Annotated in this window: 19 protein-coding genes; all 19 read right to left on the reverse strand. The window is 41.1% G+C overall.

The features are described 5' to 3' along the window. Positions 1-2 precede the first annotated feature (2 nt). The 19 genes from B1L02_RS14660 to wecA all read right to left on the reverse strand — a co-directional run bounded on the left by B1L02_RS14660 (position 3) and on the right by wecA (position 18,572). Positions 3-953, reverse strand: coding sequence for a glycosyltransferase family 2 protein (locus B1L02_RS14660; protein WP_088531621.1), 951 nt, complete (start codon positions 951-953; stop codon positions 3-5). Positions 954-1,132: 179 nt separating this feature from the next. Continuing rightward, on the reverse strand, positions 1,133-1,696 hold the full coding sequence (locus B1L02_RS14665) for a class I SAM-dependent methyltransferase (RefSeq protein WP_088531622.1): 564 nt from the start codon (positions 1,694-1,696) through the stop codon (positions 1,133-1,135). A 6-nt stretch (positions 1,697-1,702) separates the two neighbouring features. Next, positions 1,703-3,127, reverse strand: a complete 1,425-nt coding sequence (locus tag B1L02_RS14670; RefSeq protein WP_088531623.1) for an oligosaccharide flippase family protein — start codon at positions 3,125-3,127, stop codon at positions 1,703-1,705. Then, entirely contained in the window at positions 3,120-4,148 is a 1,029-nt protein-coding gene (locus B1L02_RS14675) for a TDP-N-acetylfucosamine:lipid II N-acetylfucosaminyltransferase (protein WP_088531624.1), read from the reverse strand. The genes B1L02_RS14670 and B1L02_RS14675 overlap by 8 nt, the downstream gene beginning before the upstream one ends. Beyond that, positions 4,142-4,714 (reverse strand): acyltransferase, encoded by a 573-nt coding sequence (locus tag B1L02_RS14680; RefSeq protein ID WP_088531625.1) that lies wholly within the window; start codon positions 4,712-4,714, stop codon positions 4,142-4,144. Before B1L02_RS14680 ends, B1L02_RS14675 begins: the two co-directional genes overlap by 7 nt. Beyond that, positions 4,692-5,804: a DegT/DnrJ/EryC1/StrS family aminotransferase gene (locus B1L02_RS14685; protein ID WP_088531626.1), complete on the reverse strand. Its 1,113-nt coding sequence runs from the start codon at positions 5,802-5,804 to the stop codon at positions 4,692-4,694. The genes B1L02_RS14680 and B1L02_RS14685 overlap by 23 nt, the downstream gene beginning before the upstream one ends. A 159-nt stretch (positions 5,805-5,963) precedes the next feature. Beyond that, the gene (locus tag B1L02_RS14690; protein WP_088531627.1) at positions 5,964-7,256 is read right to left on the reverse strand and encodes a hypothetical protein; all 1,293 of its coding nucleotides are present in this window, start codon (positions 7,254-7,256) and stop codon (positions 5,964-5,966) included. A 379-nt stretch (positions 7,257-7,635) separates the two neighbouring features. Continuing rightward, complete coding sequence (locus tag B1L02_RS14695) at positions 7,636-9,693, reverse strand: secretin N-terminal domain-containing protein (RefSeq protein WP_088531628.1); 2,058 nt, start codon at positions 9,691-9,693, stop codon at positions 7,636-7,638. A gap of 13 nt (positions 9,694-9,706) precedes the next feature. Further along, positions 9,707-10,216 (reverse strand): hypothetical protein, encoded by a 510-nt coding sequence (locus B1L02_RS14700; protein ID WP_088531629.1) that lies wholly within the window; start codon positions 10,214-10,216, stop codon positions 9,707-9,709. Further along, complete coding sequence (locus B1L02_RS14705) at positions 10,209-10,775, reverse strand: GspMb/PilO family protein (protein ID WP_157757249.1); 567 nt, start codon at positions 10,773-10,775, stop codon at positions 10,209-10,211. The genes B1L02_RS14700 and B1L02_RS14705 overlap by 8 nt, the downstream gene beginning before the upstream one ends. Continuing rightward, complete coding sequence (locus B1L02_RS14710) at positions 10,768-11,901, reverse strand: hypothetical protein (RefSeq protein WP_088531631.1); 1,134 nt, start codon at positions 11,899-11,901, stop codon at positions 10,768-10,770. Before B1L02_RS14710 ends, B1L02_RS14705 begins: the two co-directional genes overlap by 8 nt. A gap of 7 nt (positions 11,902-11,908) precedes the next feature. Next, positions 11,909-12,760 carry a type II secretion system protein GspK gene (locus B1L02_RS14715; RefSeq protein WP_088531632.1) on the reverse strand — a complete coding sequence of 284 codons (852 nt, stop codon included), beginning with the start codon at positions 12,758-12,760 and terminating at the stop codon, positions 11,909-11,911. Then, a complete protein-coding gene (locus tag B1L02_RS14720) occupies positions 12,760-13,425 on the reverse strand; it encodes a PulJ/GspJ family protein (RefSeq protein WP_088531633.1) in 666 nt (221 codons plus the stop codon). The genes B1L02_RS14715 and B1L02_RS14720 overlap by 1 nt, the downstream gene beginning before the upstream one ends. Next, positions 13,415-13,843, reverse strand: coding sequence for a PilW family protein (locus B1L02_RS14725; RefSeq protein ID WP_045987918.1), 429 nt, complete (start codon positions 13,841-13,843; stop codon positions 13,415-13,417). Before B1L02_RS14725 ends, B1L02_RS14720 begins: the two co-directional genes overlap by 11 nt. Further along, positions 13,830-14,219 carry a type II secretion system protein gene (locus tag B1L02_RS14730; RefSeq protein WP_045987919.1) on the reverse strand — a complete coding sequence of 130 codons (390 nt, stop codon included), beginning with the start codon at positions 14,217-14,219 and terminating at the stop codon, positions 13,830-13,832. Before B1L02_RS14730 ends, B1L02_RS14725 begins: the two co-directional genes overlap by 14 nt. Positions 14,220-14,221: 2 nt before the next feature. Continuing rightward, complete coding sequence (locus tag B1L02_RS14735; protein WP_088531634.1) at positions 14,222-15,424, reverse strand: type II secretion system F family protein; 1,203 nt, start codon at positions 15,422-15,424, stop codon at positions 14,222-14,224. After that, complete coding sequence (locus tag B1L02_RS14740; protein ID WP_088531635.1) at positions 15,424-17,073, reverse strand: GspE/PulE family protein; 1,650 nt, start codon at positions 17,071-17,073, stop codon at positions 15,424-15,426. Before B1L02_RS14740 ends, B1L02_RS14735 begins: the two co-directional genes overlap by 1 nt. 4 nt (positions 17,074-17,077) lie before the next feature. After that, a complete protein-coding gene (gene gspG / locus B1L02_RS14745; protein ID WP_232003095.1) occupies positions 17,078-17,482 on the reverse strand; it encodes a type II secretion system major pseudopilin GspG in 405 nt (134 codons plus the stop codon). A gap of 16 nt (positions 17,483-17,498) precedes the next feature. Beyond that, the gene (gene wecA, locus B1L02_RS14750; RefSeq protein WP_088531637.1) at positions 17,499-18,572 is read right to left on the reverse strand and encodes a UDP-N-acetylglucosamine--undecaprenyl-phosphate N-acetylglucosaminephosphotransferase; all 1,074 of its coding nucleotides are present in this window, start codon (positions 18,570-18,572) and stop codon (positions 17,499-17,501) included. Between the last annotated feature and the right edge of the window lie 30 nt (positions 18,573-18,602).

Raw genomic sequence — 18,602 nt, forward strand, 5'->3', positions numbered from 1 at the left:
TGTTACTTCCCATGCACCTTTTCATAGACTGGCTTTTGTTTGTTCAGCAAGCCACTTAACTTGCCCAGCTGACGTTGTAATAGCAACCAATACTTCATTCTACTTCTAGAGTTTAGGGAGAGTACACTACCAGAAGCACCAACTAAAGTTGCGAGAAGTATTTTTATAATCTCACTCAATAAACTAGAGCGATGATGCAATAAGATTATTCGCATATCCGCAGCTCCAATACGAAATGCACGTTCCTGCGCCCAACGCTTGGTTACTCTAGCGCCATCAAATAGTTCGTGTGAAACGGCAGTGTGTGCACTGGCAAACTTTATGCCTTGTGCTTTCAGACGAGTAAAGTACTCCTTGTCACCACCACCGTATACAGAATAAAAGGGATCAAAGCGTTGCTGAGCAAAACCAAAATACACACTCTTATGCAACAGGACGCTGGCAGAGCTTTCTAACAGAGGTATCTCTTGGGAAAGGCTTGCCTGCTCTGGAAAGTAGATAGCCAATGCTTTTGTCCAGCTCGGTGGTTCGCCTTCAAATTCAGCAAGCGTGTTGCCACCTACGACCTCACAACCTGTTTTGAAATGTGTCTCGAGCAAAGCATTCAGCCACTTGGGCTCAACCCACTCATCATCATCAACCATAACTAGAAAGTCAGCTTCATAGTCTAAAAAGGCAACGTCGAGTAAGGCATTTCTAACAAAAGAAATACCACGTTGTGATACATCAATTGATGCCAAAGGCAATGGATAATTGTCAGATACTTTGTCAACCAGCTTAGCACCTGCCCTATGTTGTTGATCGTTTTCAGCAACCACGACTGATAGTTCGATATTCGAGCGCTCAAGCTTGGTAATGGATTCCAGAAGCTTAGTTAGCCCTTGTGGGCGTTTATAGGTAGGAATACCAATAATAACTTTTGACCGAGGACTTTCTCCACTGTTTAAACTCATGCCTTACTTCTTCCTTAACACAGTAAAATACCCCATAGGCATAACAGACTGGGTTCTTTGCATAATTTTTTTACCCAAACGAGTTCGAGCTAGCGCGATAGCAGCACTTTGAATTAGCCAACATACCGGCTTTCCTAAGACGGGAAGTTTAATAAAAAACTTACTTAAGACATCAGCAGCTACCTCGAGTGCCCCCCCACCTCATTGAGTACCACCACTTCTAGGCCAGCCTCACTCGCCATCCTCTCTATAGCAAAGCGCGTATAACGATAGTAATCATGAGGCTGCTCATGAAGCCAGTACATAAAAGGGGTATTGAATATAAATGTACCATTTGGTGTGAGCACACGAGCTACTTCTCGTATTGTCATTTGAGGTTCTAGTAGGTGCTCAAGTACATCAGAACTTAAAACAGTATCAAATGTTTCAGTTGCAAAAGGCAGCGGTTGATTTAAATCACAAAGTTCATCCACATAGGAGCTTTGATGCAGTGATTCTCCCCAATCCACACAAGTCGTTTGACTAACGTTACTTGAATAAGCTTGGTAAAAAGGCACTTTTCCGCATCCTAGATCAAGTAAAGAGCCAGTAGCAAAATCACCTAGATAGCGGTTATATTGCATAGCAACCAGCTCAACAGCTAACCTAGATGACAAGCTAATTTGTTGCAGGTCTTTATTTGCTCTTAGCTCACCATTTTTGTAAACAAACTTACTTGGTGTCCAGGATTCACTGTTTCTCATGTTGATTTACTGTTGTCTTGTCAATGAAGTGGTGGATTTGGATTTTAGCAAAGTTATAAGTAAAACCAAGCCAGCTGACGTAGCCAAAGCATAAATGACTAAAGCAAAGAAATCTGATACGAAGAAGTAATGCTGAATTAATAAACTAATAAGCAAAGCGAAAGTTGTGATCATCAGTCCTGGTAGTAAAGATTTAATAAACTCAAAGATACCTTTATTTGTGAAAGGGGTAACCAGAATAAACCAATGCACTGCCAATACAGCGCCCTGTAATATGGCTAATGCCAAAGCTAGTTCATATAAGCCACGAGATACCATAGCAAGTATGATGACAGCTCTGAGCAAAGAGAGCGCTAAGTTCCAAACAAATGAGCGCCGAACAGCACCCGATGCTTGTAAAAGTGGACCACATGGGTTGATAAGTGCCGTCGAAAGCATCGCAATTGCCATAACGGACACTAGCTGATTATGCTCCAGCCAACTTTTACCAAAAGCCAGTACAAGTGTCGGCTCTGCAAAGCAAGCGATGCCTATGTACAGAGGTATGTTAATACAACCAAGCGCCATCATTAACTTAATATATAAGTTTCCCTTTTGTTGCACATTGAGCTTCACCAATGATGGAAACGTCACTCGATTAACGATCGGATTAATGAACTGCAGCGCCGGTTTGGCAACAAGTTCCTTAATATAGGAGTAAACGCCTAACACCTCAGCCCCCATAACTTTGGCGACTACAAGCTGATCAAACTGTCGGCTTAAAAAACTCACCACACCTTCAGCACTTTGATAGATACCATAACGTAACGGTCCTCTGAGTTTTTTTACTCGAGGTAAAGCAAATCCTAACTCATCTTTACCGTACCAGCTGGTACATAAGGCGATAAACATCGCGTTTGTTAGCTGCGCTGATAGCGCTGCCTCAATGGTTGCACCTTGTTGAAGCAGATATACTAGGGTCAATAAAGAAGCTACCGAGGCAAACACTTCAATTGTGGCTAGCTGTTTAAACGCGAGTCGCTTTTGTAATATTGCCGTTGGCTGCGCTGCAGCACCTCTTAAAAGCAATAGTGAGCCAATCCAAAGGTGATAATCAGCAAGGTTCGAAATATTAAAGAATGCCTCAATAACAGGCAGCAAAAATAGGATTAATGCAGCCATAACAGCAACTAAAAGCAAGCCCAGCACATATAGCTGGCATTTAACTTGTTTGTCTAGCTTGTCAAAATAAATCAATGCGTTAGAAATCCCGGCATCACTCAGTAGCTGAGAAATACTGACCAGTAATGTAACAAAAGCGACTAGACCGAGTTCACCTAAGGACAAGTATCTCGCTAATAAAATAAATATAACAAACTGTACGCCAGCCTTTGCTAGCGTCGCAACAGCCGACCATGATACACCTTGAGCAAAACGCTTAAGGTTAGTCATTAGAATCGACCAACATAGCAGCCCATTTAGGGCCAAGCGCTGCCTCGGTAAAAGTGCTTACCATTAATTGCTGATTTATCTCCATCGGCTGCATAATTAGTTGAGTCAACTCTGCATTAGTTAGCTTTGAGAATTTATTTATATCACCCAGCGAAAACCCCTGTTTAGTTAAGTCGCTATAACTACTCGTACACGTATCTAAAAATATAGGCTTCCCTTGCAAGAGCATTGCGTAAACAACATATAGCCCTTGTTGACGTTGATGGGCAAACAAGCTCAAATCTACTTTACAAAGTAAACGGTCATATTCTGGCTTTGACATGATAGCAGTAATAGGTATGAAACATTGCCCTAACCTTTTCTGAGCATAGGTAATGATTTCTTGGATATACTCTTTTGTTCCCGCATAGTTGAGTGGCATATAAACTTCAAATTCGGGTAAATCAGCATTTGCAACATGGTCAATCAATTGCTTGTGGTTATTTGCAGGATCGGCAGAATTACCAAGTAAGATCTTTAATTTCTCGTTCTGCCCATTCGCTAAAGTTAAACCGAAGTCAATTAGGGGGTAAGGTAAAATATCGACTTTTCGTTTTAGCTTCATATAATTTTTAACAAGTTCCGCATCACCAGAGTTAAGCGTGATAACGCATTGAGCCCTACTTAATAGTAGTCGATGAGCAAACCAGTTAAGATAGCCTTTTAAGCCCTGCACATTTTTATTACGATAAATTTCCGCTCCCCACAATACACAGGTAGCTCGGCTTAGCATATGGCTTAACGCTAGGTTACGAATTAGCACAGGAGAAAATAGACCATGAAATACTAATCTAGTTTCACTAGGTTGCGCATCTAGCGCTTGATACAGTTCCTTTTCACACGAAAAAAATAAAATGTCTTTATCTTTATTCGTATCGCTCCCCAACACCCAAAAACATTGTTCACTCTCAATGTAGCGTAAATAAAACTCAACCATCGGTTTATAGTGATGAGGCGTATCTGAAAAGATATGTATTAACATTGACCTTTGAACGCTTTTTCTTTTTCAAGAAGTGCTCTACTGCGACTTTTGACAAAACGAGCAGGAGAACCTGCCACTATTTTAAATTCGTCCACAGAGCGAGTCACTAAGCTTTGTGCACCAACCGCCACACCTTCTTTGAGCGTAACGCCTGGTAACACAATGGCACCGGCACCAATAATGCAATGTTTGCCAAGATAAACCGGCTTACTAGTCACATTGGTGAAAGCCTCATCTACCGTAGGATTTGTCATCCACTCGCCACTGTAGTCATCACTACTTGAATAAATCGTTACTCTCGCAGACAGTCCCGCATAGTCCTCTAAGATGATAGCTGAGTCACCTATGAGTGATGAGTATGCGCCTATGTGTATATAGTTGCCTAACGTGATCCCTTCAGAGCCTGCCGATAGAATACAAAAATCGTCTATGCGTACATTATCACCGAGCGATATCCTCTCAATGCCAAATAAAGAAGCCTTTCTAGATACCAAACAATTATCGCCGACGGCTTTAATCCCTAATTCTATCAACTCAGCTTTGCTATAGTGTTGTTTGTGCGCCATCTACTTCTCGAAACTTATTTAGTAAAACAATAATGTTATCACAAATATAATCTATGTCTTTTAACCGGAGCTCATAATACATAGGCAAACATAAGATCGTTCGTGAAATCGATTTTGAACAAGGCAAGTCTCTATATTCCGTGTAAAGCTTAAGTTCATTGAGATCAGGGAAGAAATACCGACGTGTTTGAATGCCAATACTTTCTAGGTGTTCACGCACATACAACAACTCGTGTTCGCTATTAAATAATACGGAAAGATAGGAGCCATTCGTACTCGTATTAGATTTCCAATGCTGGAAATTGAGCAAACCTTTGAGGCGATATTTATAACGATTAAATAGCTCGACTCGATGCGCGAGAATATCGTCAATATGATTAAACACACACAAGCCCATTGCAGCGTGCATTTCGCTCATTTTTGCATTCGTACCGATGAGCACGGGAATTTGCTGCTCATTTTGACCAAAGTTTATTATTTTCTGTGCTTTTTCTAGATCGCTACGATGTTTAAAGATAACCGCTCCCCCTTCTACGGTATGGAACAGCTTTGTCGCATGGAGGCTAAGGGTTGCACAGTCACCGTACTTTAACAAAGACTCACCTTTGTATTTACTCGCAAAGCAGTGCGCAGCATCGTAAATGACTTTTAGTTGGTATTGCTCGGCGATCCTGTTTATTGCTTCTACATCACAGGGATTAGCAAATACATGCACGGGCACTAAAGCATCGGCCCACTCTAGATCCGCGCTATCTAATTTACTTGGGTCTAAATTAAATGTATTGGGGCAAATATCACTGAAGCGGGTTGCAATATTTTGCATACGTAGCGAGCCCAGGGTGGCGGCAAACGTGAACGGTGTTGTAATGGCTTTAGTGATACCCATGACTTGATAAGCAATGTGCAGTGCCATCGTGCCATTCGCCACAAGCAGGATATGCTCAACCCCTAAATACGCTTTTAACTTTTCGACTAACTCAGCTTCACATGGGCCTTTGTTCGTAAGCCTATTTCTTGCAAAGATCTCTGTGATTTGTTTTTGGTATAAATCTAATTCAGGTAGGAAGGGCTGTACTATGGGGTATTTCACTCGGCACTCTACATGTTTGCGATACTGCCAAGCAGTTTACCGAATGGCTTAATAGATAGAAAGTACAAAGTTTTTATACTTTTTATTTTGTATAACGATAAAACGCATAAAAGTAAAAAGCGAGCCGAGGCTCGCTTTTTAGACTAGCTAAAAGTTAAATTAGTTAACTTTAACGTGGTCTTGTACTTCTTTGTTGTAGTAAAGCGCGCTTACTTCGATGTTAGCTTCTGGAGCGTTAGTAGTAACGCGGATACCAGCAACACCTGTTACTTCATTTTCTTTAGCAAGTGCGTCAACAGCAGCAGTGATGTTGTTTACTGCGTGCTTACCAGCTGTGCCAACTTTCTTAGCAGCAACCATTTTGCCGTTGAAGTAAAGTTCAACAGAGATATCACCTTCAACTGTACCGTTATTAGTTACAGTAATGTAACGTGAGTAAGCATCAGTGAAAGGCATGATTTCAACAAACTCAGTGTCACCGTTTAGTTTCCATGTAGCAACAGCTGAATCGTTAGCTAGAGCAAGAACAGCTTTGTCGTCTGCATCAATTAGGTTTACGTCAGCAGTGAAAGTTTGAGCTGTTAGAGCTGATTTTTTAGCATCGTCAGCAGGTAGAGTGAATGCTACTGCTACGTTACCTGTAGCTAGTGCAGCACCATCTACAACAGCTTTAGCGCTGCTCTTATCAGTAGCGATTGTCGCTTCTTTAGCACCAACAGTTACTTTGTCAACACCAGCGAAGTCACCAGTAATTACTACTTCATAGCCATCGTTAGTTACTGCACCAGCCTCAACAGCAGTTACAGTGAAAGCAAGAGAAGCGTCTGAGTATGTGCCGTCAGCGAACTTCTTACGCATTTCAGCTACGTCAATAGTACCTTTACCTTCAGTGATCTCTAGCTTGAACTGGTTTGCACCTAGGAATACTGTGTCTGTGTCATTCTTAGTTGTATCGATTGAGATACCTTGTGCAGTTTCAGCTTTAGAAGTAAGTGTTACTTTACCTTCGTTAGCAATAGAAGTTACTTTGAATGCAACAGCAGCATCAGCACCAGCACCAGCTGTTAGGCTATAAACGCCGCCTTTAGTACCAGCAGTACCTGCACCGTTGTCTTCTACGTTAGTAACACGGAATGTTAGTACTGAATCTGTTGAGTTAAGAAGACCAAATGTTACGTCGTCTTGCGCACCAGCAGTTTCGTCAGCAACTAGAGTGTACTCTTCAGTATCCGCGAAAGTACCGCCAGCAGCAGTGATTTTGATGATGTCACCAGCTGTGTACTCTGCACCTAGAGTTAGTTTGATGTCGTTTTTTGCGTCTAAAGTTAGACCTTTTGCAGCTGCAGCTACACCTTCAACACCAATAGTTTTTTCAGTAACTGTAGTTTGAACAGCAGAAGCAGAAGTTGCAACACCAGCCAAAGCTAGCGCTAGTAGAGATTTTTTGAACATGTTTTCCATTCTCCAAAGTTTCATGAAACAAGAACAATGCGTGTTCCCATTTTTCTTATATTTGATCATTCAATTAGGCCGTCACCCAAGTGACATCCGATCAAATCCATGCTTAGTCTAACCATTGTCTCTGCATTGTCAAGCAGTTAACTTTGCAAATACTAAGCGTTAATACAAATAACATAGCACAGCCCAAAAGACCACAAAAAAAACACCTAAAAATCAAAAGGATAAGATTATAAAACCAAATAAACTGTTGTTTTTTTAGGCGTTTTCAATTGTAAAAAAAAGTATAAAACCCAGATTTACTGTATGCTATTGAATAAGATAAGCAACTTTTTTGTCAGTTTTATGACTATATTAGCGCAATCTACTTCATCTAGTTAGATTTATTATTACTAAAATCTAAACTGCTTAGATTCTTCTTAAATGCATCCATCACGCCTTGCCACTGCTCAGATGCCTCAACTACTCTTGGTGTCACCATGACAACAAGTTCGGTTTTGGTATTGGTGTCTTTTTTACCGTCAAACAGCCTACCAAGCACCGGAAGATCCGAGAAGAAAGGCACGCCAGTATTCGTTAGACTATTGTTTTGACTGATCAAGCCACCCAGCATAATAGTTTGTCCATCAGCTGCTATCACCTCAGTTTTAATATTGCGGGTAAAAATTGTCGGTTGATTATCCGCGGCCTTATCACCTGATGCTTGATTACTGATCTCTTGCTCAATTTCCATCAAAATAACACCTTGCGCATTGACGGTTGGAGTTACATTTAGATCAATACCCGTTTTACGATACACCACAGAAGCGCGAGATCCATTTACTGGATCGGTTATAATATCACCCGCAGTTGGGATTTCATCTCCTACAGCAATATTCGCCTCAACCCCATCACGAACAGCAATAGTTGGTCTCGAGAGTACATTAACGTTTTGATTTTTCTCAAATAGTTGAATATCTAGCTTACCCGTTAATCCTTCTAATACGTAGTTAAGTCCGGTTTCTGTACTTCCAGTAAAATTGTAGTAACCCGTTCTCGCAGCGCGATTATTAGCCAGTGCAAATTTAACCCCTTGACTAAACTCGTCCGTCAGTGTGACTTCGGCGATAAGTACTTCAAGCACAACTTGCTTTGGCATCACGTCCAAACGCTTCACTAAGGGAAGTAAGCTGCGATATTCCGAACCAGACGTGTGAAAAATAATGGCATTGGAGCGCTCATCCACTACCATACGCAGGTCTTCATTATTGACACTTACGCTTGTATTTCGCGGACTTGATTCGCGCTGCTCTTTTGCCTCTGACGTTGCCGAAGTTGAGCGGCTGACAGCAGAACTATTTCCACCACCCAGCAAGTTTTGCAAACTTTGGCCTAAATCGACGGCTCGTGCAAACTCGGGCTCAAAAATAAAGTATTGCTTCTCGTTGCCATCTGCTGGCTGATCGAGTTGCTGCGACCAAAACTCAACGCGCTGTAAAAAAGCCTCATTATTGGTGAAGAAGACCAAACTATTAGTACGCTCAATAGCGACCATGCTAACCGCTTGCTCTGTAGAACCTGAACTATTACTGCTTATGCCTTCTTGCTTTAACAGCTCGCCAAGTTTTTTACTCAACTCTTTTGCAGGCATAAACACCGATTTATACATACCAATATGACGGTCTCTGAATGCAGGCTTATCCATCATTTGCATAAATTCAAGGGCTCTGATCACCTCGGCACGCTTACCTTTGAACATTATCGCATGCTGGTCAAATAGCGGTTGCGCATCTACGTTTGTCATCTGCCTAATAGTGTTCGCAAGTGGCGTTTGCATACCACTGGTAAATGGCGCAATCTGTATAATGCTACTGGCGGTGTTAGGTACATCTTCTACTTTATTACCATAGCCATACACCACATTACCACCAGAGGCATTCTCAGAGGGGTGGATATAAAAAATATCATCCTGCTCGCGAATAATAATACCGCGTTCAGTTAACAAGTCTTGGCTGATAGAAAATAAACGGCGCTTGCTTAGCTGCTCTTTAAGATTAATTGTTATTGCGTCGTCACTGTTGGTGATTGCATCTCCAATGATGTAATTAACGCCAAGTAAATCGCCAAATACATAATGCAAATAGTCCTTAACTTTGAGGCTGTCCGCGGTCAACTTTACTTGCTCGTTATCACTAAACTGTTGCGCTAAGTTTGGTTGGCTGGTTTGTGTTACTTTACCATCAGGTAATGCAGGTAAATATACCAAGCCGCTCGATTGCGTCTGCGGACGCGCTTTTTCGTCGTGTGACGACAAGTCGTTATTGACTGTTTTGCCTTTACTCTCTTTTTCTAAGTACGAGCCATTGACTGCAACTGAGTTAGGTACTGAACTACATGCCGACAGTCCCGCTGTGACAATAAAACCGAGTAAGATTTTCTGTGCTTGTTTCATAGTGCTTCCGTCGTTATTGCTTCGTACTTTGGTACATAATAAGCGTGATATGCTGGTCACCCTTGTTGAGTTCTACTTTTACATTAGAGTTAATAGTCAAAATAAAATCTTCTATCACTTCGCCCTGATTAAACCTTTTTAGTTCATTGGCACCATTTTTGACTGACGTAATATCTATCAGGGCGTATGTAGATTCAGGTGAGTGTACCACCGCCTTCAATCTCAACTCTTTATCGCGAGCAAAAACAGAAGTCAGCTCCCCTGTTTGTTTTGCCTGCTCATCTGGACTCATGCCATTATCTTGCGACTCTGGCCGTTCTACTTTTTTAACAACCCATGTGTCAAGCGTACGCTCAATATCATGCTTACTTTGTTCTGATAGCTTAGGTAAAAACGTTTGTTCAGCGTTATTCAGCCTAAACGGCTTACTGTCAGCATTAACTTCTGTTTGTAAGCGAGTGACGGCGTCAATAGCAAAGAGTGTAAGCATAAAAATACTGATATAAATGTATAGTTTATTCACCCTTAGCCCCTTCTTGTAAGTAAAAGGAGAGCAACAAGCTAACTTCTCCACTCCCTGTTTCTTCAGCGCTCAGCCCTTGTATATTTAAATCAAAATATTCAACAACTACGACTGGTGATTGAGATTCGAGCATAACCAAAAAGGCAGCGAGATCGGTCAACTTTCCCGAAATATTTAGTCTAATTTGCTCCTTGTGCAGAGCCGCTGATTGATATTTTAGTGCTGGCTGCCAACCTATATTAATGGTCGACAAGTTATGCTCTGTGAGCCATTGATTGACTTGCTTTTGTGTATCAATTCTAAACTTCGAGGGTTCTTGCCAATCAAATAACATTGCAGTGAAAACACGTGCTACATCAGCAACCTGCTCTTTTGCGAGCTCGATTTGTTGAAGCTGTGTCATGACCTGTTCCGCTTTAAATAGGCGCTTCTCAATTTGAGCGATATTCTCAACTTGTTCCTCCTGCCATGTGAAAAGCGGAACTAATGCAAATTTTATTGTGGCTAACAGAATTACCAATGCTAGGAGCATTTTATATTGTTTTAGTTGCTCAACCATGGTCGCCACCCGTACGTTCATTTATTGGCTGATATTCAGCTTTATAGGTACTTGCCGGAATTGTATAGCTAATTACAAACTCTTCTTTTCCTTGATAGCTTCTGACGGGGAAGTCAAATTTAGGATCTAGAACCCAGTCAAACTCACTGACTGACTCGAGGACGGCAATAGCATTAGAGCTTTCTCCTCGAATTACAAATCGGTCGCCTTTGTATTGTAAGCTTTCGATCCTTGCTTTATCCCGAACGCTATCCAATAAAAGCAAGTTTGGTGAAACCTTAGGTACATCCTGCATTACTGCTTGCCAATTTTCGACTCTACCCTGATTCTTTTCATACTCTGAAAATGTAGATAATGCTTGATTAATATTACTTTGATTTCCACTGAGCTCAGCTTGGAGATATTCTTTTTTGGCCACCAAGTAAGCACTACTTAGCGCTAAGTATGATACGCATGCAATGGCGCTTAACACTGCAGATTTTTTGAAATAAGCTTGATAAGCCAATAAACCTTGTGGCTGGATAAAGCTAGATACAAAGCGCTTAAGAAAAGGAAAGATAGACTCGACCATGCGCTTTACTAGACTTCTCTCTGAATCTATTTCAGAAACGGTATCAAAGCTTATGCCAACCGTGTTTGCAAAACGCTCAGGGGAATTCACTAACCCAAAGCGAGCAACGGAATATATCACCTGATTTCTTTGTGCAAGGTAATACTCGTTATTAACCAAGGTGATGCTCGAATTAGATTCACCGATGGCAATTAACACCGATTCAGGTATCACAACTAATGAGCCTTCAGCTTTTATATCGAATAACCAACTGTTTAAAATTGACGTACTTTCATCTTGAGCGCGGATCTGCGTGGAATAACATTCAACATTGTGCTTCTGCTTACGCAGTTTCAACAAGCTATTTAATGCTTTACGATCAGTAACAGGTAGTTTGTCGACTTGCTCAATATAATGGTTTCTAGCAACGATTTGGATAAGCTTTGGTGATGACGACTTGATTAAATGCCACCCACCCTTATCATAGTTAAGATGAAAGTGCTGACTATCTTTGTAGTAACTAACCAGATTACAAATCAGCCTTTTTTGCCAACCTAGCAATGCATGTTCACTCATTGTGTTATTAACCTTCCGAAGCCACTAAATTTACTGGCTTTGACTTGTTTGGATCTAATAGGTAATAAAGCGTACGACTTACGCGTGCATCGCCCAGCTGAGTCTCGATTTTTATCTTATAATTACTGGACGGAAACAAAGTGATGTTTCGGCTTTCCTCAACCCCTGTATACGCTGAAAATAATGCTGGGGTTAACGTTTTCTCATTACGCATCTTTATAATTTGTTCTACTACTGGTACGTCATACAAACTATGTAACAAACTATCAGGAGCTGTCATCGGATTAAACACACTTTTCTTATACATTGTGGCATTTTGCTCCAAGTACTTACGCAAAGAACTTGAGATATTCAAATGTGATAGCTCAGACCACGTTTGAATGATACCGTTTTTATAATCTGATTCTGGTAAAGAGTGCTTAGATAACTTATCGACATCTTGCCAATCTTGTATTTGGCTCAATAGTAGCCGAGCATCATAGTCGCTTAGTCCCTTGTGCGTCAATACTCGCAACCACCTTTGTTCCGATGGATAACTAAGATTAAGCAGCCCCCTTAAATCTTGAAGGCGGATGCTCGCGTGGTCTCCATAACGAAAATCTTCACCATAAAAATTCCAGACGCCAGTTAGTGCTGGCAGATCATTTGAAAAAGGCGAAGTTGGTGACTTTGACTCTGTTAATAACGCAAAAAGAACCGTTGCTTCAGCATCATAATTATCAACCAGAGCTTGTGCTCTGTTGTCGAATGCAGCTGCTATTTCAACTTGCTGCCGTGCTGTTTTAGTCATGAACAAGCCAAGTAAACTAAGCACAGCGGTGATAAGTAAAACTTGCAGTAAAGCTATTCCTTGTTGCATTAAAACATCCCGCTTTCAATAAAGTGGCCTTTCCAACGACTGGGATCCCTATCTAACTGGGAAAAAAGCGTAAAGTCATCAATATTCAATTTAATATACTCAGGCGTCAATCCTCGCTCTTGCGAGTGATAGTTTTCAAACCAGTTTGGTGCTGTTCCTGGCGTTCTACTTGACTTGAGCGTCAAATCCCGCCATCCAAAATAACTTAGATCAGCTCGCTGAAGGTTGCTAAGCAACACTTTACTATTACTGAAGTCCAGCGATTGCTCTGTAGACGTTAGTATCGTTTGTTCCAAGGCAATGGCCTGATACACCAACTGAAAATCATTTTTGTTCTGTTGGATCACCAAGCGAAATATTTCAGGTCCACCATTAATCAGGCCATTACTCGTCACCGCCAATAACCTTGATTCAGAACCTACAAAAAAGAAGGTGGGCTCCCCCGTTTTATCTCTAACAACATAGGGAATGACCCCTTTAAGTACCTGCTCAAGCTGTGCTACTACTTTCGCTGTTCGGGCTTGCTGCTGAAAATCACCAAGCTCTTTATCCCATCGACTTGCAAACTGGAAATACGCAAAGGTACCTGTCGCCATTACTAAACTTAATAAAGTAATTGATATCAGCAGCTCAACTAATGTGAACCCTTTTTGCTTAACGGCCACGCCAACTCACCTCTTTAAATTGGTATTGACGGACTATGCCTTGAGCTTCAACCTCAAGCGAGACTTGCCATAACTTATATTGATTGCTCGTTGTTTGTAGTTGGATCGCAATATCTGAGGTACCTGAAATCGAGTCACCTTTTTCCTTAATTGCTGAGGCATCCCAGCGGAATGATACCCCTCCATTAGTGCCTGTACCTTCCAATCTAGTTTGATTAAAAGGAGCATGCCTTATGTCAAATCGTACAGTGTCCAATACTCCCGTAATTGCAGTTGAAAATTGAACATACTTTGATGCTTTCTCTGAACTAATAAATGCACCTCGGTAAAGCATGGAGACTGTAGTGATCACCGCCAATAAAATAACAACTGAAACGAGAAGCTCAACAAGCGTAAAGCCTTTTTTATGGTGCATCATTACCCTGCAACTCAATTTGAAAAGGCTGTCCAAGGTAATGAGTAGTAATGCTGTCGGTTGAGATCATACCGAAGCGATTAAGCGTAATTTCTTGCTTAGGGAACTGTATGTACTTTAGTTGCTTGCTTTCGACTGCTGTTTCGCCTTGAAAAACAATACCGTTATCCTTTTCCAGTACCACCAAATAATCTCTTTGCTCTAGAAATGCTTTATTGGCTCTATTTCGCAACCAGTTTTTTACCTCAACTAACTCCATCTTTGCATCTGAGCGGTTAATTGCTTTTAGAGATAAAGGCGCTACCAAAGACATGATCAAGCCCATAATGGTAAGCACAATTAACAACTCAATCATTGTGAAGCCGCGCATAGTATTCATGCTTAAAAGCCAACATCATTGAGTGAGATCATACTAAGCATCATCACAACCACGACACCACCAACAAAAACCCCCATAAAAAGGATCATCAAAGGCTCTAGAAGTGAAGTGATTCTATCGGTCCAAGTTTCAAAATCTTGCCTTGAGCGACTCGCAATTTCATCAAATACAGTTTCTAACTTTCCAGATTCCTCACCAACTTCTAGTAGGGAAATATAAAAAGACGGATAGAGAGAAGACTGCTGCAATGAAGGCGTTAATTGATCTCCGCGTTTGACCTTTTTTCGAGCGACTTCCAATTCAGCGTAAAGCTGCTGATTCCGGATATTGCCAGTTGCGAGCGCTAACGCTTTATCTATTGGTACCCCAGCCTTTAGCATTAAGCTTAAACCGGTATTAAAGCGGATCCTTTCAACCGTTTTAACCGCAGTACCACAAATGGGAAGTTGTAATACAATTCGATGCCACCAAGCAATTATACGTTCGTTCTTACTGGTAAAATAAACTCCCGCAAAAGCAGTAACGAGTCCTAGTAATAGTAATGACTGATTTTGGTTAAACCATGCACTAGTCCCGAGCATTGCTTGTGTGTACCAAGGTAATTGCTCAATATTCGCAAACATATCTGCCATCTTGGGAATGATCACATTAAAGATAAACAAAATACTCAGTACACAGACAAAAAAGATGACAACAGGATAAGTAATAGCGCTAACAATTTTTTTTCTAAGGTCACGCTTAAATTTTAAATCCTGCGATAGCCCTGCGAAAGTGCCAGCAAGATCACCAGATGCTTCGCCGAGCTCAATCAAATTGCAATATAGACTATCGAAAACTTTAGGATGTGCTCTGCAGGCTTGGGAGAGACTACTGCCTTTTTTGAGGCTTTGGCTAAGATCAGACAACAACTTAGCCAATACAGGTTTAGCTTTCGTTTTTCGGATAATATCTAGGCCTCGGTCGATCCTGATGCCCGTTGCCAGTAGTAAGCTCAGCTCAGACGTGACAAACTCTAAATCGGCTAAACTGACGCGTTCTTCAAAAAAGCGGTTTCCCTGACGAGATGATTGCTGCTCTTTCAACTCATAAGGGAGCAAACCTTCTTTTTCTAGCTTTAACTGCGCTGAGGAGAGGCTATCCGCTTCAATGAGACCATCACACTTTCCTCCCATAGAGTCGAAAGCCTTGTAGCTAAACGAAGCCATTAGCCAGCAACCCTCACCACTTCATCAATGGTAGTTTGACCTAAGATCGCTTTATAAAGACCATCCTCTAGTAAAGTGCGTCGATTTCTGCTCGCGTTATGCACTTTTGCTTTTTGAATAAAATCAGCATCTTTTGGAGTACTCTTGATAGTATCGTCACATGCTAAGTACTCAGTAATAGCCAAGCGCCCTTTGTAGCCTGTATGTGCACATTTCTCACAACCACTACCACGCTGTAGATTAATTTTATCTAAGGAAAATTTGGCAGCAATATTGTCTAGATCATATTGTTTGATTAACTCAATACTGTCCGGATCACTTGTCGCGCAGTGTTCACAAACCTTGCGTGCCAAACGTTGGGCAACCACAGAGATTAATGCCGCATTTAGCAAAAACTCTTCAACCCCTAAGTCTAGAAGACGAGTATATGCGCTCGCCGCATCATTCGTGTGTACCGTTGAGAACACCAAGTGTCCAGTCAATGCGGACTGTAATGCAATTTGTGCGGTCTCTTTATCTCGGATCTCACCAAGCATAATAACATCAGGATCTTGACGAACAATTGAGCGAAGGCCAGCGGCAAAATCAAAACCTATTTCACTATTTACCTGAACCTGATTGATACCTTCAAGCTGATATTCAACAGGATCTTCGAGTGTTATAATCTTAACGTCATCATTATTTAGTGCGTTCAGGAAAGTATAAAGTGTTGTTGTTTTACCCGACCCTGTTGGTCCTGTTAACAAAACAACCCCCGCGGTCTTCTTTATATCTTCTCGGATACTTTGTTCTATATCTTGAGATAACCCTAATACAGACATTTCATATCTGACACTTTCTTTCCTAAGAAAACGCATTACGATGGACTCACCATCATTAAGTGGTAAAGCCGAAACCCGAATATCGATGTCTTGATTAGCAATCTTCATTTCAATCTTGCCATCTTGCGGACGCCGACGCTCAGCGATATCCATACCTGATAAAATTTTCAGTCTCGTAACGATGGGTAACTGTTTGCTAGCGGGAATAACCTCTGCTTCGTGTAATACCCCATCAACACGAAACCTTGCTCGATAGCGCCCCTCATATGGTTCAAGGTGCATATCAGAAGCTCCTTGTCGAAGCGCTCGACTTATTAACGAGTTTAGTAAGTTAACTGTCGGCGCTTCCGTTGCCAACTCTTTGAGCTTTTCTTCTTCTGCGCTGAAGATATCTGATTCAACTTCTTCGGATGTATCAAGTTTTGATTTAAGTAAGTTAATATCTGATGCAGAAGCTAAGATGATATTAGGGTTAATCTTATGCTTGAATAGCCATTGGTTCATGAAAGGATCTAAAGGCTCTAGTACCGCAAAACTCCAATTGCTTTCATCAGTGCTTAGCGGTACCCAATTATGCTCGAGACAAACCTCTACATCTGAAGAAATTTTTATTTCTTCACTATCGAAATCACTAAGCTGCTCCGAAGTAATCATTGGAAGGTTTAGATACAGCGCATAAAGATCGAGCAATTGGTCTTCTGGTAAACTACCCATATTTACCAATATTTGTTCAAGCCTACCGCCATATTTTTGTTGGTAGTTTAACGCTTTTTCAATATCACTAGAATTGACTTCAAAGCGTTCAGTTAGTAGTTGATTAAGTTCCATAAAGTTACTGATGAACGATATCTGCGTTAGTTTCTTCACCACCTTCTTGGCCATCAGCACCCAGTGACTTCAATAAGTAAGGCGCGCCATTATCTCCAGGAACTTTATAAACATATGCGTTGCCCCAAGGGTCCATAGGGACATCTTTTGGTAGATATGGTCCATCCCACCTTGCCACATCACTGCTTCTCAATTCCTGCAATGATTTTGGATAGCTACCAACATCTAGTCGATAAGTATCAATTGCAGTTTCAAATGATGACATTTGAGCAGCTGCTATTTTACGCTCTGATGAACTCAGCCTTTTGAAAAAGTCAGGAGCGACTAAAGACATTAACAGGCCTAAAATTACGATCACAATTAACAACTCCATCATGGTGAAGCCGTTATGTTTATTCTTTGTCTTCATATTGTTTGTCATTGAACTACTCTTTAATTCTGTTTTTGATAAAGACGTGCTTTCTTAAAAACCGTGCTACCTTCCATGCATGTTGAATACAAGCAGAATAAGCAACAAAAATACCGATAAATAAGACTAACATAAACCAATGGGGAATACCTATCAACTCTCCAACAATCCCTATCGACGCAAGAAATACAGCCAACATTGATATCGTAATTAAGGCCTTTCTGGAGCTAAAACCTATACGCATAAAGACATGATGTAAATGATCTCTGTCTGCTTTGAATGGAGAATGGCCTTTTTTAACACGCCTAATGATAATTGCCATCATATCCATCAGTGGAATAGCAATTATCCAAAGCGCAGTAACAGGGCTGAAAGCGTTATCTACTTCTGATTGTGTAGCTATCATTAATAACCAAATGACGCTCAGCCCAATGAACATAGAGCCCGCATCACCCATAAATATTTTCTTATTGCGGTGGCCTAGGACGCCTAAGTTGAAAGCAAGGTAAGGAACTATGGTTGCAATAATGATTAAGGGTAAAACTGACAACTGCCCACCATTAACCCCCATTAATATTAAAATGGCTGCAAACGTTGTAATACTCATGGCACCAGCTAGGCCGTCTATACCATCAATCATGTTAAAGGCATTTATCGCAGCGATAACAGCAATGACTGTAAAAGGAATGCCAAACAACCCTAAGTCGATAGACCCAAATCCAAACAAGTTACCCAAATTATGAATATAAGCGTCGGAGCCCCACATCATAATAAGTGCAACTAGAGCCTGAACACCTAAACGGATCTTGACTCCCAACTGGCGATAATCGTCAATAACCCCAAGAAGGACGATAGCAGCAGCGCAAATTAAGTAAACTATCAGCTTTTTCTCAAGTGGCAAAAATACAATGATTGAAGCCAACACTGCTACAAAAATTGATACGCCACCAATCAGCGGAATAGCACCTACATGCTTTTTTCGGCTACAGGGTACGTCAACTAAGCCAAAACGCTCAGCGACTGGCTTAATCATAAAAATTGAACAGTACGATGCTAAAAATGCAAAAAAAATGACCATAAAGATCCACATGCTTCCATCATTATATAATTAACGCGCCAT

It is taken from the genome of Pseudoalteromonas piscicida (genome assembly GCF_002208135.1).
Taxonomy (GTDB): Bacteria; Pseudomonadota; Gammaproteobacteria; order Enterobacterales; family Alteromonadaceae; genus Pseudoalteromonas; species Pseudoalteromonas piscicida_A.

What these genes read in the sequence shown, in the direction of transcription:
- B1L02_RS14660 (WP_088531621.1), bottom strand. Translation starts at nt 953, where the DNA reads ATGAGTTTAAACAGTGGAGAAAGTCCTCGGTCAAAAGTTATTATTGGT.
- B1L02_RS14665 (WP_088531622.1), bottom strand. Translation starts at nt 1,696, where the DNA reads ATGAGAAACAGTGAATCCTGGACACCAAGTAAGTTTGTTTACAAAAAT.
- B1L02_RS14670 (WP_088531623.1), bottom strand. Translation starts at nt 3,127, where the DNA reads ATGACTAACCTTAAGCGTTTTGCTCAAGGTGTATCATGGTCGGCTGTT.
- B1L02_RS14675 (WP_088531624.1), bottom strand. Translation starts at nt 4,148, where the DNA reads ATGTTAATACATATCTTTTCAGATACGCCTCATCACTATAAACCGATG.
- B1L02_RS14680 (WP_088531625.1), bottom strand. Translation starts at nt 4,714, where the DNA reads ATGGCGCACAAACAACACTATAGCAAAGCTGAGTTGATAGAATTAGGG.
- B1L02_RS14690 (WP_088531627.1), bottom strand. Translation starts at nt 7,256, where the DNA reads ATGTTCAAAAAATCTCTACTAGCGCTAGCTTTGGCTGGTGTTGCAACT.
- B1L02_RS14695 (WP_088531628.1), bottom strand. Translation starts at nt 9,693, where the DNA reads ATGAAACAAGCACAGAAAATCTTACTCGGTTTTATTGTCACAGCGGGA.
- B1L02_RS14705 (WP_157757249.1), bottom strand. Translation starts at nt 10,775, where the DNA reads ATGGTTGAGCAACTAAAACAATATAAAATGCTCCTAGCATTGGTAATT.
- B1L02_RS14710 (WP_088531631.1), bottom strand. Translation starts at nt 11,901, where the DNA reads ATGAGTGAACATGCATTGCTAGGTTGGCAAAAAAGGCTGATTTGTAAT.
- B1L02_RS14715 (WP_088531632.1), bottom strand. Translation starts at nt 12,760, where the DNA reads ATGCAACAAGGAATAGCTTTACTGCAAGTTTTACTTATCACCGCTGTG.
- B1L02_RS14725 (WP_045987918.1), bottom strand. Translation starts at nt 13,843, where the DNA reads ATGATGCACCATAAAAAAGGCTTTACGCTTGTTGAGCTTCTCGTTTCA.
- B1L02_RS14730 (WP_045987919.1), bottom strand. Translation starts at nt 14,219, where the DNA reads ATGAATACTATGCGCGGCTTCACAATGATTGAGTTGTTAATTGTGCTT.
- B1L02_RS14735 (WP_088531634.1), bottom strand. Translation starts at nt 15,424, where the DNA reads ATGGCTTCGTTTAGCTACAAGGCTTTCGACTCTATGGGAGGAAAGTGT.
- B1L02_RS14740 (WP_088531635.1), bottom strand. Translation starts at nt 17,073, where the DNA reads ATGGAACTTAATCAACTACTAACTGAACGCTTTGAAGTCAATTCTAGT.
- gspG (WP_232003095.1), bottom strand. Translation starts at nt 17,482, where the DNA reads ATGAAGACAAAGAATAAACATAACGGCTTCACCATGATGGAGTTGTTA.
- wecA (WP_088531637.1), bottom strand. Translation starts at nt 18,572, where the DNA reads ATGTGGATCTTTATGGTCATTTTTTTTGCATTTTTAGCATCGTACTGT.